Origin of the sequence: Kurthia populi (assembly GCF_042686175.1) — a bacterium.
GTDB classification, from domain to species: Bacteria; Bacillota; Bacilli; order Bacillales_A; family Planococcaceae; genus Kurthia; species Kurthia populi.
Genome location: NZ_JBHUOR010000139.1, coordinates 18417 through 34146, shown reverse-complemented (window position 1 = coordinate 34146; position 15730 = coordinate 18417). Strand labels below are relative to the sequence as shown.

Sequence of the window (15730 nt, the reverse complement as noted above, 5' to 3'; positions counted from 1 at the left end):
ATACAAAATAAAGTGTATAAACAGTATATTTTGCATAATGAAATTTGAAATTTGAAAATAAAAAAGAAAAATAATAAGCGCTGTAAATATTGTTAAATCAATGTTTATAGCGTTTTTAAAATGCAAAAATTAAAATTTTTTAGAAAAAACATAAAAATGCAGTTGACTTCATAAATATACAGTTGTATGATAGGTACATAAAGTTAAACGTTTAGGAGCGATGACAAATGAAATTACTAGAAGAAATTGAATTACAACCCGTTCATACATTAAAGGGCAAACACTTATTGTCATTAGTCGATTACACAAGCGATGAAATCAAACAGCTTGTCGAATTAGCTATCAAAATGAAAATTGTCACAAAAGAATCAGGTTCACCTAAATTATTAGAAGGTAAAACATTAGCGATGATCTTTGAAAAGAACTCAACTCGTACACGTGTTTCTTTTGAAGTCGGTATGCACCAACTAGGTGGTAAAGGCATGTACATGAATGCCCGCGACTTACAAATCGGCCGTGGCGAAACAGTTCACGATACAGCGCTTGTACTATCAGGCTATGTAGATGGCATCATGATTCGCGCAAATGAACATACAATGGTACAAGAATTAGCACAGTATTCAAAAGTACCAGTAATCAATGGCTTAACAGATGTGTCACATCCATGCCAAGCATTAGCTGACCTTGAAACAATTGCTGAAGTAAAAGGCTCATTTGAAGGCTTAAAAGTTGCGTATATCGGTGACGGTAACAACGTAGCGCATTCATTAGTAGCTGCTTGTGCACATGTTGGTATGGATTCAGTTATTGCTGCACCAGTTGGCTATGAACCAGATCCAGCAGTAATCGCTAAAGTACAACAAATTGCCGCAAGCAATGGCTGTACCGTAACGGTGACAACAGATCCTGTTGAAGCCGTAAAAGATGCAGATGTTATTTACTCAGATGTGTGGACATCAATGGGTCAAGAAGAAGAAGCAGCGAAACGCTTAAAAGACTTCGAAGGCTATCAAATTAACGAGGAATTAGTAGCACATGCAAAACCAGATTATATGTTCCTACACTGCTTACCAGCACATCGCGAGGAAGAAGTAACAGCTGCTGTTATTGATAACCCAGAGCATTCATATATTTTCCATCAAGCTGAAAACCGTATGCACGCTCAAAAAGCTGTACTTGTGTCACTTTTAGCAGACTAATAAATACGAACAATCATTAAAAGGCGTCAGAGAACGTCAATGATCATGCAAGCTAATAGGGAGTTCACTGAGTCGTAGTCTACAGAGGGGGATGAACACTCAGCCGCTATTATACCCGGACCAACTTGGCAGAGGACAAGTTGGTCTTTTTTTTATTTAAGTGATGAATCGACTCGTTCAGATTCGAAGGGCAAATAAAGCTTCTGACAAGCGGTGTCTAGCCGCGTAGGAAGAAGTGATTTGACCCAAGAATCTAGTCGATGAATCCGGATAAGTTCGCTGGACGCTTATCTTCCTTGAAAAAATAAAGCAAGTGACGATCTATGTCACGTAAAAGAGTGCGAAACAGCCCAAAGAGTTAGCGCTTGCATTCGGATAAATCTAAGTGATGAATCGAATCTAGTCGATGAATCCGGACAAATTCGCTGGACGCTTATCTTCCTTGAGAAAATAAGCGGTGTTCTTCGTCGAGTCGGAATGAACAAAACGACTCGAAGCACTGGTGTTTGAATCCAGATAATTTCAACTGCATACTTCTTTTCATGCAATAAATAGGAAACTAACTACTTGATAGATGAAGTGAAAAACGTTCTTATAATTTAGTCACCTAAACAAATAGCCATCTATCGGCATTGCTAATCATTGAAAATATGCCTATTTTTCTCTACAATAAGTGAAGGTAGAACGGAGGAAATAATGTGGAAGGCTTTATCTATTTACTTGTTGCATTGACGTTTTTAAAATTGACGTATGATACAACAAAATGGACAGCGCAAGATGAAGGAGACGAGAAGAACGCGATTCATCGTGGGCAATCGTCATTCGTTGCGGTGTTAATGGTAACATTACGTTTTATGCCATTAGATATTCGTAAAAAGGTCATGATTGCAGTATTTGCGATTATTACAATGGTGTTCTTTGTATTATTTTGGAAAACGTTTTAAGACATGAATTTCATGTCTTTTTTTATTGAAATTTTAATTGACAGAAAAAAAGTTCGGTGCATACTGAATAAATAGTGTAAATAGCTAATTTTACCCCTAAAAAATGGTAAAAAACAACGAAATTCGATTATCTATTTGAAAATGATAATTATTTTCAATTAGGTGTTTACTTTTTGAAAATACCCTTGTTAAACTGTTAGTAACTTACATAATAAAAGGGGTTTTATTGACATGTATAAAAAATTATTCACAGCACCAATTGCACTAACAATCGCATTATCAGCAATTGCACCAACAATGGCACACGCAGAAGAAAGCGTAACGACTACCGAAGCAACGCAGGCAACAGCGGTAACACCAACAATTTTATACAAAGGTGTTCCAACAGCAAGCTATAACGCAATGTTTGCGAACACAGAGGTTGTCAAAGATGGCGATGTATATAAAGTAACAATGGATGTTAGCAGTCTATTCACATTATTCCAAGTAAACGGTAAAGATGTTGTACTAGAAAAAGGGGCAACAGATAAAGACTTACAAAAAGTGACGTTTACAATTGCGTCATTAGAAGAAGATCCAACGATTAAAATTGCATACACAGCAGGTCCAATGGGCGTGATGTCGCATGAATTCACATTTGATTTCACGCCAACAGCGACAGAATATAAAATTTTTTTTGACAAAGAATCAGCAATTAGCTACACAGCAGCAGATGCAGTGAAAACAAAAGAGGATCTTACAGCAGCGGCGGCACAACTAAAAAATATTGATAGTATCATTGCATCAGCAACAGCATCATTGTCAGCAGCAGATGCAGCGGCATTTGTAGCACCTGAAGGCTATGCAGCACAACAAGAGGCGATTGCAGCATACAAAGCACCGTTCACAACAAAAGCAGCGGATGCATTTAGTAAATTAACATTTACAGCGGCAGATTCAATTACAATAAAAGCGCAGCTAACAGAAGCAACAGCACAGTTACAAGCAGCGCAAGCAGCCATTACAAATGCGGTAGCTGCAGGTTTAACTGAGCGTACAGATTTAGCAGGGGTAGCTGGTTATGCAAATGTAGCAGCGCAAAAGGCAGTAGTGGAAGCTGGCGTGAAGGCTCCAGTAGAAGTGACACCAGTAGAAAAGGCTAAAACAGTCCGTACATTAACAGGTAAAGTGAGCAATGTAAAAGGTGCGGCAGATATCGTAAAAGTATATGGTCTGCAAAAAGGGGATACAGTCCGTCTTTATAACGCTAAAGGGAAAGTGCTTAAAACAGCAACAGCGACTGGTGCATACTTACGTGTTGCAGATGTAAGCTTAGGCAAAGCTGCTGGTAAAGTGTATGTGACAGCACAGGCTAAAGATGAAAAAGAATCAGCGAAAAAAGCAGTAGCATTCAAGGCTGAGCCTGTAGCGAAAGCAGTTGCGAAAACGCAAATTAGCGTACAAAACAATAAAGGCAAGGCGGATGTTGTGACTGTAAAAGGAACAGCAAAAGGTCAAAAAATTCGTGTCTACAATGCAGCGGGTAAATCATTGAAAACTGTAACGGCAACAGGGAAAACAACAAAAATCAGCATTAAGCAATTAGGTAAAGCAACCGGTAAAATTTCAGTGGCGCGTATTCAAGATGGCAAGCATATTAGTGCAAAAACAACTGTGAAATTCTCAAAAGAAAAATAATATAATGTGGCGATGGCCGCTTTTTAAAGGGAGCGAACGACATGAAGAAATGGTCTACATTTTGTTTGACGGCAGCACTTAGTGTCGCAGCAATTACACCAGCAACGCTAACGTTGACACCAGCAGCCGCACAGGCAGCAACAATCGATAACGGGGCATATACGGTACAGGTGGCACCGTATTATAAAGGTGAGCTATCAAAAAATACGCAAGCAAATATGAATCCGACAGCACAATTGACCGTGCAAGACGGTGTTGAAACGGTGAAGATTTCGTTACTTAATGGAGCAAGCTATCAGGATATCATTGATACAAATGGCAAGAAAATCCCACTTGAGCGACATGCAGACGGCACGGCCACATTAACGGTTAGTGGCAAAAATGTCATTGCAAATGGCATTCAAGCGAAGTTCCATATTGTCGTTGCGGAAATCAATTACGATCACTACTATGATATGGATTTGAAATTTGATGAATCGACATTGATTTCAACTGCGGCACCAAAAACAAAGCGTACACTCACAGCAACGGCTACAAACCGTGTAGCGAAAAGTGATACCGTAACGGTAAAAGGTGTTAAAAAAGGCGATACAGTGCGTGTCTCTCGTGGTAGCGTGGTGTTAGCAACGACGACCGCAACGTCATCTACCGCGAAATTATCAGTGAAGCAATTAGGCAAAAAAGCAGGAAAAATCGCCATTACAGCACAAGCAGCTGGTGAGCAAGAATCAGTGAAAAAACGTATTGCATTTAAAGCAGAGCCTGTTAGTAAAGCGGTATCTGCAAAAAATGTCACAATTACAAATAAAAAAGGCAAAGCCAATGACAAAGTTGTTGTGAAGGGGCTGAAAAAGGGGGATGTCGTGAAGTTTTACGATACGCTTGGTAATGGGCTAGGCCGCGTGAGTGCAACGTCATCTACGGCAACATTTAAGCTGAAGTCGCTAAAAGCAAAAGGTGGGAAGCTCGTGATTACCCGCACAGAAGCAGGTAAAAATACGAGTGCGAAAGTTAAGAAAAGCTATCAAGCTGAAAAATAATGAAAAGAGCAGTCCGAAACGCTTTAGAGACTGCTCTTTTTTTGCTACACTTACAAATAGATTGATTATTTAGAAAAAAGGGGTTTTGGATATGAAGGCAGTGTATGTGGAGCAGCAACAAGTACGTGTAGGAGAGCTTGAGGTACCAAAAATTGGCGCAAAAGATGTATTAGTACGAATTAAGGCAGCGGGGCTTAATCGTCGTGATTTATATACACCGAAGCGTCTTACAAAAGATGATGCGCCGCTTATTTTAGGAAGTGATGCAGCGGGCATCATTGAAGCGGTAGGAGATGAAGTTACGCGCGTACAAGTTGGAGATGCGGTTATCGTTAATCCATCGCTTCGTTGGTACGACGAAAGTGCGGTACCACCAGATGACTTTGAAATTTTAAGCTTGCCGGATCATGGTACCTTTGCTGAGTTTTTAGCGATTTCAGAGGAGCAGGTAGAGATAAAGCCTGCGCAGTTATCATTTGTTGAAGCGGCAACAATCGGCATTGCACCACTGACGGGCTACCGAGCTGTTGTGACAAAGGGGCAAGTAAAGGCTGGTGATACGGTGTTTATTCCAGGAGCAGGTAGCGGTGTTGCGACCTTTATGATTCCTTTAGCGAAAAGCCTTGGTGCACGTGTTATCGTATCCTCTCGTTCCGCAGAAAAACGCCAGGCCGCACTGGAATTAGGCGCCGATATGGCGTTAGCTAATGATGCAGACTGGCTACAGGAGCTCGCCGATGAAACAGTTGATGTCGTCATTGAAAGTGTTGGTCGTGCGACGTTTAATCGTTCATTAGCGGTGCTAAAACGTGGTGGTACGCTAGTTGTTTTCGGTGCTACAACAGAAGATATGGTGGACTTTGATTTGCGTACATTTTTCTATGCGCAACAAACGTTAAAAGGCAGTACACTTGGGAGCCGCGATGAGTTCCGTGCGATGCTGCAATGGATTGAAGCACAAAATATGCACCCGGTAATTGACCGCACGTATTCACTAGATGAAGCGGCAGCCGCGCTTAAATATTTAGAAATCAACGAACAATTTGGTAAACTAGTATTTGAAGTGAACAACTAGGAGGCAAATGGAGTGACAGTTCGATTACTAGCAATTGATGTGGATGGGACGCTGGCCAATTCAAAGGGTATCGTGACAGAACGTACACGACAAGTACTACATGAGGCGGTAGCACGCGGTCTTTACGTCGTGATTTCAACAGGACGCAGTCGAAGCTTTTTACAATGTGTGTCGGATCAAGTAGCGCTTGAGCAGCCACTCATTTGTAATAATGGCGCCGAAATTTGGAAAAATGCTGCTGAATTATTAGCACGTCGTTTTATGCCGGTTGAAACGGGGCAAGAGATTATCCATATTTTTAAACGTTACGGTGTGGAGCATATGTGGGGCAATGATGAACAGGGCGATTTTTCACCTGAAATGTTTCAGCAGGTATTACAAAACCCGCCAATGAAGCTCGGTGCTTTCTTTGAAGACGAGCACCAGCTAGCCGCTGTTCGCGCAGAAATTAATGCTCTACCAGATATAGAAATTACAAGTTCGGATGAATTGAATCTTGAGGTAATGAAATATGGTACATCGAAGGCGCATGGCTTAGCAGAGCTAGCGACTGAATTTTCGATTTCGCTTGATGACGTGATGTGCTTTGGTGATAGCTATAATGATATGGAAATGTTTGAAGAATGTGGTACGGCAGTCGCAATGGGAAATGCCAATGATGAATTAAAAGCGATGGCAACCTATATTACGGCCACAAATGATGAAGACGGTGTCGCACAGGCAATTGAACAATATGTTTTTGCTGTGCAGGAGCCGATTGCGTAAAATCCATCAGAAGATGTTCTCGAAATAATGGGGACATCTTCTTTTTTCGTGTATACTATTTGGAGGACTACAAACTAAAGGCGGTAAAAACATGAAATATATTGAATCAAACCAAAACTCGCTCGTGAAATATTGGAAAAAACTTGCGACAACTCGTAAAGAACGCGATAAATCAGGAGAATTCCTTGTTGAAGGTTTCCACTTAGTTGAAGAAGCGCTAAAACATACAGAAGTATTACATTTAATCATTCGTGAAGGTGTAGCGATTCCCGTATCATGGAATTTAGATGATGTTTTCTTGATCGAAGTATCTGAGGCGATTGCAAAAGAATTATCGGAAACAGAGCACTCACAAGGTATTTTTGCACAATGTAAACAAAAAGAAGTGGACGAAGCGGCACAAGCAGGCTGGACACGTCTATTATTAATCGATGCTGTACAAGACCCAGGAAATATTGGTACGATGATTCGTACAGCCGATGCAGCAGGGATTGATGCCGTTATTTTAGGCAAAGGCTCAGCCGATCCATACAATCCAAAAACAGTACGTTCAACACAAGGCTCTATTTTCCATATTCCTGTTGTACGTGGTGATTTACATGATTGGGTAGCCGATTTAAAAGAGCGTAATGTGCCTGTATACGGTACAGCGCTTGAAAATTCAGTTGTTTACAATGAAGTAGAAAAAGAGCATGATTTTGCTTTAATTATGGGTAATGAAGGTAGTGGTATTGATGCATCACTCCTTGCACAAACGGATGCGAACGTCATTATTCCAATTAAAGGCGCTGCAGAATCATTAAATGTAGCGGTAGCGACAGGAATCGTTCTTTACCATTTTGCACTGTAACAACACTTGAAGTTATGACATGACTTGTTTATAATGAATGGGAAACATAATGGAAATGCATTGACCGGGAAAAGTATAAGGATGTTGACTAGTAGGGACGCCGCGCCATAGACTGCAAGCGAGGCGAGTGCCGCATTCTTAGAAGTTCACCCCGCTAGCAGCCACCGGGACCAGCATCACGCTGTAAAGGTTGGCCGGCAGATGAGCCGTTAATTCAAATGAGTGACTGCTTTGGCAGTAACTAGGGTGGTAACGCGAATTTTAACCTCGTCCCTTTTTGGGGGCGGGGTTTTTCTTTTTTTACTGCGATTGAATGTAACGAAACCTAGAAATGCATCGGGGTTGAAGAGACCCTACACTTGGAAGGAGGAGCAAAAAAATGCAAGAGCAATTAGCACAATTAAAAGCAGAAGTACTGGAAAAAATCGCTGCTGCACAAGACTTGAAACAGTTAAATGATGTCCGTGTTGCTTATTTAGGTAAAAAAGGACCAATCACGGATTTATTAAAAGGTATGGGGAAACTTCCTCAAGAAGAACGTCCAAAAATGGGTGCATTAGTAAATGAAACACGCGCACAAGTCCAAGAAGTTTTAGATGCTCGCAAAGTGGAGCTTGAAGCAGCTGCATTAGATGCGCAATTAGAATCTGAAACAATCGATGTCACATTACCAGGTCGTACGGTGAAAGTGGGGAATCATCACCCATTAACACGTATCATTGAAGAAATCGAAGACTTATTCATAGGTATGGGCTATGAAGTGGCGGAAGGTCCAGAAGTAGAAAAAGATTATTATAACTTTGAAGCATTAAATCTTCCAAAAGGTCACCCTGCTCGTGATATGCAAGATACATTCTACATTTCAGAAGAAATCTTAATGCGTACACATACATCTCCAGTACAAGCTCGTACAATGGAGAAAGCACAAGGTAAACCAATCCGTATTATTTGCCCAGGTAAAGTATTCCGTCGTGACAATGATGACGCGACACACTCACATCAATTCAACCAAATCGAAGGATTAGTTGTGGGCGAAGATATCGCAATGAGCGACTTAAAAGGAACACTTGATTTATTCGCTAAGAAAATGTTCGGCGAGGACCGCGAAATTCGCTTACGTCCAAGCTACTTCCCATTCACAGAGCCATCTGTTGAAATGGATATTTCTTGCTTCAAATGCGGCGGCGAAGGCTGTAACGTATGTAAAGGCACAGGTTGGATTGAAATTCTAGGTGCAGGTATGGTTCACCCGAACGTACTTGAAATGGCTGGCTATGATCCGAAAAAAGTAACTGGTTTCGCATTTGGTATGGGACCAGAACGTATTGCAATGCTGAAATATGGTGTGGATGATATTCGTCACTTCTATACAAATGACGTGCGTTTCTTAGAACAATTCCACCGCGCAGAAGATTAGGAGGAGGACGAAACAATGTTAGTATCATTAAAATGGTTATCTCAATATGTTGACATCAGTGGCTTAGAACCAGAAGAATTAGCGGAAAAAATTACGCGTTCAGGTATCGAAGTTGAAGCAGTCAATCACTTATCAAAAGGGCTTAAAAAATTACAAATCGGTCAAATCAAAGAAGCAACTCCGCATCCTGATTCAGACCACTTAAATATTTGCCAAGTTGATTTTGGCGAAGAAGAATTAGCACAAATCGTTTGTGGCGCACCAAATGTAGCAGTTGGTCAAAAAATCGTTGCTGTTCGTCCAAATGGTTATGTAGGCGGCAAAAAAATCAAAAAAGGTAAACTTCGTGGTACGGTTTCAATGGGGATGATTTGCTCTTTACAAGAACTAGGTATCGACGGTAAAACAGTTCCAAAAGCTTATGCTGATGGTATTTATGTCGTATCAGATGATGTTCCTGTTGGCGCAGACGCAATTGAAGTATTAGGTCTTGATGATGTTGTGCTTGAATTAGGCTTAACACCAAACCGCGCAGATGCGATGTCTATGCTAGGTGTAGCGTATGAAGTAGCGGCAATTTTAGACCAAGAAATTACTTTACCAGATACAGCACATGAAACAATTGCTGAAAAAGCAGCAGATGTCATCAAAGTATCAGTAGAAGATACAAAACTGAATCCAATGTATGCAGCGAAAGTTGTTAAAAATGTGAAAGTGGCAGAATCTCCATTATGGCTACAACAATATTTAATGGTTTCAGGTATCCGTCCATTAAATAACATCGTTGATATTACAAACTATATTCTTTTAGAATATGGCCAACCACTGCATGCTTTTGACTATGACCAATTAGGTACTGGTGAAATCGCTGTTCGTTTAGCAACAGAAGGCGAAGCAATTAAAACATTAGATGAAAAAGACCGTACGCTAAAAGCGACAAACTTAGTCATCACAAATGGTGAAAAACCAGTAGCAGTTGCCGGCGTTATGGGTGGCTTTGACTCAGAAGTAACAGAAGCGACAACAACGGTTGTCATTGAATCAGCTTACTTCGATGGCTTATCAGTACGCTACACCTCAAAAGACCTTGGCTTACGTAGCGAAGCATCAGCTCGCTTTGAAAAAGGCTTAGATCCAAATCGCGTATTACCAGCAGCAGAACGTGCCGCACAATTAATGGCAGAGCTTGCTGGCGGAGACGTCTTAGAAGGTACAGTTTTAGTTGATGAATTAGATAAAGAACCAGCACGCGTTGTTGTGTCACCTGACTTTATTAACAACCGTTTAGGTATGAAAATTTCATTAAACGAAATGGTATCTATTTTAAAACGTTTACGCTTTGATGTTGAGCCTGCAAATGGTTTATTAATTATTGATGCGCCAACACGCCGTCAAGATATTAAAATCGAAGAAGATATCGTTGAAGAAATCGCACGTTTGTACGGCTATGATGAAATTCCAACAACATTACCAGTTGCTGAAATCGTACCAGGTCGCTTGAATCGCAATCAACAAGTCCGTCGTACAATCCGTTACCAATTAGAAGAAGCAGGTCTTTACCAAGCACTAACATACTCATTAACATCAGATGCATTAGCACAAAAATATGCATTAGAAACAGCACCAACAACACGCCTTCTAATGCCAATGAGTGAAGAACGTAGCACATTACGTCAATCCGTTTTACCACACTTAATCGAATCACTTGTTTATAACATATCTCGTCAAGCTGACACAGTGGCGTTATATGAAATTGGTTCAGTATTCTTAGGTGAAACAGCAGAAGGCCTACCACTAGAACGTGAACATGTAGCACTTGCGATGACAGGCAAATGGGTAGAAAATGCTTGGCAAGGTGAGCACAAACAAGTGGATTTCTTCGTCTTAAAAGGCGCGCTTGAAGCATTATTTGAAAAATTAAGCGTAGCAGACCGCATCACTTACGTAGCGGCAAAAGTTGACGGTATGCACCCAGGACGTACTGCGGACATCTTATTAGATGGTGAACGTATTGGTTTCTTAGGTCAATTACATCCACAAGAACAAAAAAATCTTGGCGTGAAAGATACATTTGTAGCAGAGTTCAATTTAGCGCAAGTACTTGCGGCTGACATTGCACCATTACAATATGTAGCAGTTCCTCGCTTCCCATCAATTTCTCGTGATATCGCATTAGTTGTAGACCGTACAACAACTGCTGCATCATTAGAAGAAATTATTACAGCTGCTGGTGGTAAATTACTAAAAGCAGTCAATGTATTCGACGTTTATGAAGGCGACCATATGGAAGCTGGTAAAAAATCAATCGCATTTAGCTTAACGTACTTCGATCCTGAACGTACATTAACAGATGAAGATGTCACAGCAGTACATGACAAAGTTGTTGCTGCATTACAAGAAAATGGCGTAACATTACGTTAATACTATAAGCAATGTAAGACACCTCCAACAAAATTTTGTTGGAGGTGTTTTTTTGTGCGTAAAAATATGTCAGGGTATTACTGCGTATGATTGTTGCTTTTTCGACCTTGAAAAAGTATAAAAAGGGATTTTTTAGGTTTGATTTTATAGTAAAATGAGGAATAGATAGATGATATAAAACATTAATGAGAAAATTTAACTAAATTTTATTGTATAAAGATAGATGTTAATTTGAAAAATACAATAAATGTGTAAATAATTGTAATATAACAAAAAACTTTCAAGCGCCTATTGGACTAAAAATAAATTTTATATAGGTATGATTCATTTTAATGTTCTAAATATATAGACAATTTAGAAATTTATGTTATATTAATAAACAATATAACATTTTAATTACCGAAATATTTTTCTTTCGTAATAGTTTTGTGAATATAAACAGAAAGGAGTGGGCATGATGACACTTTCAAAGCCATTGTTAGAAATTAATCATTTATTTACAAGTTTTCGAATTAAGGATACATATTATGATGCAATTCACGATGTGAACTTAACATTAAATGAAAATGAAGTACTTGCGATTGTTGGAGAGTCAGGATGTGGTAAAAGTACACTTGCAACATCCATTGTAGGTCTACACCCACCGGGCAATACAACCGTAATTGGCGAGATTTTATACAAAGGAGAAAACCTTGTTAATTATTCGGAGGATAAATTAAATAAAATACGAGGAAATGACATCGGTTTTATTTTCCAAGATCCCCTTTCTGCACTAAATCCATTAATGCGTATCGGTGACCAAATCGAAGAGGGGCTTGTGTTCCATACGAAGATGACCGATCAAGAGCGAAAAGCACGTGCGCTAGAGCTGCTTGACCAAGTAGGAATCGTTAATCCAGAGCGTGTTGCGCGTCAATTCCCACACCAATTATCAGGCGGGATGCGTCAGCGTGTAATGATCGCGATTGCGATTGCGTGTAAGCCACGTATCATGATTGCGGATGAACCAACAACGGCACTTGATGTAACGATTCAAGCACAAATCTTAGACTTATTAATCGAGCTACAGCAAGAAACAAATGCGGGAATTATGTTAATCACGCATGATTTAGGTGTTGTAGCAGAAGTTGCGACACGCGTAGCTGTAATGTATGCAGGACAAGTAATCGAGGTAGCACCAGTTGAGGAGCTATTTAGAAATCCGAAGCATCCATATACACGTTCATTATTAAATTCGATTCCACAAACAGAACGTGATCATGACCGTCTGCAAGTGATTCAAGGGATGGTACCAACGCTTACGAAAATGCCAAAATCAGGTTGTCGTTTTGCGCCACGTATTCCATGGGTGAGCGAAAATGCACATGAAGTGGAACCACAAATGCATGAAATTTCACCAGGACATCTTGTACGCTGCACATGCTGGCAAACCTTCAATTTTGAAGAGCAAGAAACGAAGGAAGGTGTCGTACAATGACGTCGTTTATGGAAGTAAAAGATTTAAATGTGCATTATCCGATTCGCGGTGGCTTCTTTAATACAGTCGTTGACCATGTTTATGCGGTTGATGGTGTATCAATGGAGTTTGAAAAAGGGAAAACATATGGCCTTGTAGGCGAGTCAGGTTCAGGAAAATCAACGACAGGGAAGGCGATTATTGGTCTTGAAAAAATCACATCTGGAAAAGTGATTTACGAAGGACAGGATGTGACGAATCAACGTCGAAAACGTGATAGTGCGTATAATCGTGATATCCAAATGATTTTTCAAGATAGCCATTCTGCAATGAACCCACGTAAACGCGTACAGGAAATTATCGCAGAACCGATTCGCAACTTCTTGAACTTATCACCGCAAGAGGAGAAACGCCGCATTATCGAGCTGCTTGAAATTGTCGGCTTATCTGAGGAAGCAATGGTGAAATACCCGCATGAATTCTCTGGTGGTCAAAAGCAGCGTCTTGGTATTGCACGCGCAGTTGCTTGTAATCCGAAAATGATTATTGCGGATGAGCCGGTATCAGCACTTGATTTATCGGTACAAGCACAGGTACTGAACTTTATGAAGGATATTCAAACGGAATATGGTCTTAGCTATTTATTTATCTCACATGACTTGGGCGTTGTACGTCATATGTGTGACCATATTTCAATTATGTATAAAGGGCGCTTTGTTGAAACGGGTACACGAAATGATATTTTCAACAACCCACAACATATTTACACGAACCGTTTATTATCAGCGATTCCAAATATCGAGCCTGAGACACGCATCGAGCGTAAAATCGAGCGTCAAAAGGTCGAAGCCATTTATAAAGCCGATTCACATCGTTACTACGATCAAGACGGTAAAGTATATCCATTAAAAGAAATTTCATCGACGCATAAAACGGCGATGATTGGTCTCGAAAAGGGGGCTGAATAATATGTGGAAAACAGTTGTTAGACGATTTTTAATTATGATTCCACAGCTATTCGTGCTGAGTATGTTGATTTTTATTTTGGCGAAATTTATGCCAGGGGATCCATTTACAGGCTTAATTACACCACAAACGGATCCGGCGCGTTTAGAAGAGTTACGTCAGCAAGCAGGCTTCTATGATCCGTGGTATGTACAGTACTGGCACTGGGTAACAAATATGTTCCGCGGGGACTTCGGGGATAGCTATACCTTTAAAGTAAGTGTTGCCTCACTAATTGGTGACCGTGGTCTAAATACACTATGGTTATCACTTGTAAGTGTTATTTTAACGTATTTAATTGCAATTCCATTAGGTGTGATTGCAGGTCGTTATCAAAATACATTACGCGATAAAACAATTGTGCTTTATAGCTTTGTCAGCTATGCGATTCCAACATTCGTATTAGCGCTAATTTTCCTTTATATTTTCGGCTACCAGTTACAATGGTTCCCGACGTCAGGTACTGTATCTGTAGGGGAGGACCCTGGTACATGGGGGTACTTCTGGAGTAAGGTGTATCACTTAATTTTACCAGCGATTACGTACGCATTCTTAGCGACAACAAGTATCATTCAGTACTTACGCTCTGAAATTATTGACGCACAAACGCAGGATTTTGTAAAAACAGCTCGCAGTAAAGGGATTCCGATGAATAAAGTGTATACACGTCACATTTTCCGTAACTCATTATTACCGATTGCGGCATTTCTAGGGTTCTCTATTACAGGTATTCTTGGTGGTTCTGTATTCATCGAGACAATTTTCGGTTTCCCTGGTATGGGACAATTATTCATTCAGTCAATCATGGGGCGTGACTATAGTGTTATTACGGCACTTGTTATGCTATATGGCTTCCTTGCGTTATTAGGTAGTCTATTGTCAGATATTATTTTAAGTATCGTCGACCCACGAATCCGTATCGAATAATAACTTAAACCGAAAGAAGAGGTGAATACGATGGAACAACAATTTAACAATGAACAATTAACTGAACATGAGTTAGAAAGTACGCCAGCGACTGGTTTTCGGGTCATTTGGCGTGAGTTTAAAAAAGATAAAATCGCGATGGGTTCTTTAATCATCGTCGCATTCATTATATTAGGGTCGATTATTTGGGCACCATTTATCGACAAAGAAGCATTAATGAAAATTAGTTTATTAGATGAATTTGCGAAGCCAGGTGAAAATGGCTTCATCCTTGGTGCAGACCAAGGCGGTAGTGATATTTTAGGGCAATTAATTATCGGGGCGCGTAACTCTATCGTTATCGCCATTGCCATTACAGTAATTACCGGTATATTGGGCGTTGCAGTTGGGATTATTTGTGGCTACTACGGTGGCATCATTGATAACTTCTTTATGCGTCTAATCGATTTCATCATTACATTACCATCTACAATGATCATCATCGTATTCGTGACGATCATTCCAAAATATGATGTATGGTCATTCATTCTTATTATGAGCGCGTTTATGTGGGTAAGTACCGCAAGGCTTGTCCGCAGTAAAGCATTGTCGGAAAGTCGACGTGATTATGTTAGCGCCTCAAAAACGATGGGTACAAGCGACTTCGCGATTATGTTCAAAGGTATTATGCCAAACTTGAGCTCATTATTAATCGTCGAATTAACGCTTAACTTCGCCGGCAATGTCGGTATTGAAACAGGTCTTACATTCTTAGGCTTTGGTTTACCAGATACGACACCAAGTCTAGGAACCCTTGTCAGCTTTGCCAATAATCAAACGGTAATCGCTGAGAAGTGGTGGGTATGGTTACCAGCATCGCTGCTGATTTTAGTATTGATGCTTGGCATAAATTATATTGGACAAGCTCTACGACGTTCAGCAGATGCTAAACAAAGATTGGGGTAACAAAGAGGG

At 40.2% G+C, this 15730-nt stretch carries 13 protein-coding genes and 1 other annotated feature; all 13 genes read left to right on the top strand.

From position 1 onward, the window contains the following. The first annotated feature begins 227 nt into the window (after window positions 1-227). The 13 genes from argF to ACFSY7_RS18160 all read left to right on the top strand — a co-directional run bounded on the left by argF (window position 228) and on the right by ACFSY7_RS18160 (window position 15721). Window positions 228-1199: an ornithine carbamoyltransferase gene (argF, locus tag ACFSY7_RS18220; RefSeq protein WP_380149060.1), complete on the top strand. Its 972-nt coding sequence runs from the start codon at window positions 228-230 to the stop codon at window positions 1197-1199. A 698-nt stretch (window positions 1200-1897) separates the two neighbouring features. Further along, a complete protein-coding gene (locus ACFSY7_RS18215; protein WP_380149058.1) occupies window positions 1898-2143 on the top strand; it encodes a hypothetical protein in 246 nt (81 codons plus the stop codon). Between the two features lie 231 nt (window positions 2144-2374). Beyond that, window positions 2375-3820 (top strand): hypothetical protein, encoded by a 1446-nt coding sequence (locus tag ACFSY7_RS18210; protein WP_380149056.1) that lies wholly within the window; start codon window positions 2375-2377, stop codon window positions 3818-3820. Window positions 3821-3861: 41 nt separating this feature from the next. Further along, on the top strand, window positions 3862-4860 hold the full coding sequence (locus tag ACFSY7_RS18205) for an NEAT domain-containing protein (RefSeq protein WP_380149054.1): 999 nt from the start codon (window positions 3862-3864) through the stop codon (window positions 4858-4860). A gap of 91 nt (window positions 4861-4951) precedes the next feature. Beyond that, on the top strand, window positions 4952-5935 hold the full coding sequence (locus ACFSY7_RS18200; RefSeq protein WP_380149052.1) for a zinc-binding dehydrogenase: 984 nt from the start codon (window positions 4952-4954) through the stop codon (window positions 5933-5935). A 12-nt stretch (window positions 5936-5947) separates the two neighbouring features. Then, window positions 5948-6700, top strand: a complete 753-nt coding sequence (locus ACFSY7_RS18195) for a Cof-type HAD-IIB family hydrolase (RefSeq protein ID WP_126989250.1) — start codon at window positions 5948-5950, stop codon at window positions 6698-6700. 91 nt (window positions 6701-6791) lie between these two features. Continuing rightward, complete coding sequence (locus ACFSY7_RS18190; RefSeq protein ID WP_126989251.1) at window positions 6792-7550, top strand: TrmH family RNA methyltransferase; 759 nt, start codon at window positions 6792-6794, stop codon at window positions 7548-7550. Window positions 7551-7601: 51 nt separating this feature from the next. Beyond that, window positions 7602-7828, top strand: a binding site (T-box leader). 101 nt (window positions 7829-7929) lie between these two features. Then, window positions 7930-8967: a phenylalanine--tRNA ligase subunit alpha gene (gene pheS / locus ACFSY7_RS18185; protein ID WP_126989252.1), complete on the top strand. Its 1038-nt coding sequence runs from the start codon at window positions 7930-7932 to the stop codon at window positions 8965-8967. A 15-nt stretch (window positions 8968-8982) separates the two neighbouring features. Next, window positions 8983-11388, top strand: coding sequence for a phenylalanine--tRNA ligase subunit beta (pheT, locus tag ACFSY7_RS18180; protein ID WP_380149049.1), 2406 nt, complete (start codon window positions 8983-8985; stop codon window positions 11386-11388). Window positions 11389-11845: 457 nt separating this feature from the next. Next, on the top strand, window positions 11846-12865 hold the full coding sequence (locus ACFSY7_RS18175) for an ABC transporter ATP-binding protein (RefSeq protein ID WP_126989254.1): 1020 nt from the start codon (window positions 11846-11848) through the stop codon (window positions 12863-12865). Beyond that, window positions 12862-13812, top strand: coding sequence for an ATP-binding cassette domain-containing protein (locus ACFSY7_RS18170; protein ID WP_139992579.1), 951 nt, complete (start codon window positions 12862-12864; stop codon window positions 13810-13812). The genes ACFSY7_RS18175 and ACFSY7_RS18170 overlap by 4 nt, the downstream gene beginning before the upstream one ends. Before the next feature lies 1 nt (window position 13813). After that, window positions 13814-14776 carry an oligopeptide ABC transporter permease gene (opp4B, locus tag ACFSY7_RS18165; protein WP_126989256.1) on the top strand — a complete coding sequence of 321 codons (963 nt, stop codon included), beginning with the start codon at window positions 13814-13816 and terminating at the stop codon, window positions 14774-14776. A 30-nt stretch (window positions 14777-14806) separates the two neighbouring features. Next, complete coding sequence (locus tag ACFSY7_RS18160) at window positions 14807-15721, top strand: ABC transporter permease (protein WP_380149046.1); 915 nt, start codon at window positions 14807-14809, stop codon at window positions 15719-15721. The last annotated feature ends 9 nt before the right edge of the window (window positions 15722-15730 follow it).

Bases quoted from the DNA above. Each gene is read 5' to 3' on its own strand.
- ACFSY7_RS18160 (WP_380149046.1), top strand. From the start codon at position 14,807: ATGGAACAACAATTTAACAATGAACAATTAACTGAACATGAGTTAGAA.
- argF (WP_380149060.1), top strand. From the start codon at position 228: ATGAAATTACTAGAAGAAATTGAATTACAACCCGTTCATACATTAAAG.
- ACFSY7_RS18210 (WP_380149056.1), top strand. From the start codon at position 2,375: ATGTATAAAAAATTATTCACAGCACCAATTGCACTAACAATCGCATTA.
- ACFSY7_RS18190 (WP_126989251.1), top strand. From the start codon at position 6,792: ATGAAATATATTGAATCAAACCAAAACTCGCTCGTGAAATATTGGAAA.
- ACFSY7_RS18175 (WP_126989254.1), top strand. From the start codon at position 11,846: ATGACACTTTCAAAGCCATTGTTAGAAATTAATCATTTATTTACAAGT.
- ACFSY7_RS18170 (WP_139992579.1), top strand. From the start codon at position 12,862: ATGACGTCGTTTATGGAAGTAAAAGATTTAAATGTGCATTATCCGATT.
- ACFSY7_RS18205 (WP_380149054.1), top strand. From the start codon at position 3,862: ATGAAGAAATGGTCTACATTTTGTTTGACGGCAGCACTTAGTGTCGCA.
- opp4B (WP_126989256.1), top strand. From the start codon at position 13,814: ATGTGGAAAACAGTTGTTAGACGATTTTTAATTATGATTCCACAGCTA.
- pheS (WP_126989252.1), top strand. From the start codon at position 7,930: ATGCAAGAGCAATTAGCACAATTAAAAGCAGAAGTACTGGAAAAAATC.
- pheT (WP_380149049.1), top strand. From the start codon at position 8,983: ATGTTAGTATCATTAAAATGGTTATCTCAATATGTTGACATCAGTGGC.
- ACFSY7_RS18200 (WP_380149052.1), top strand. From the start codon at position 4,952: ATGAAGGCAGTGTATGTGGAGCAGCAACAAGTACGTGTAGGAGAGCTT.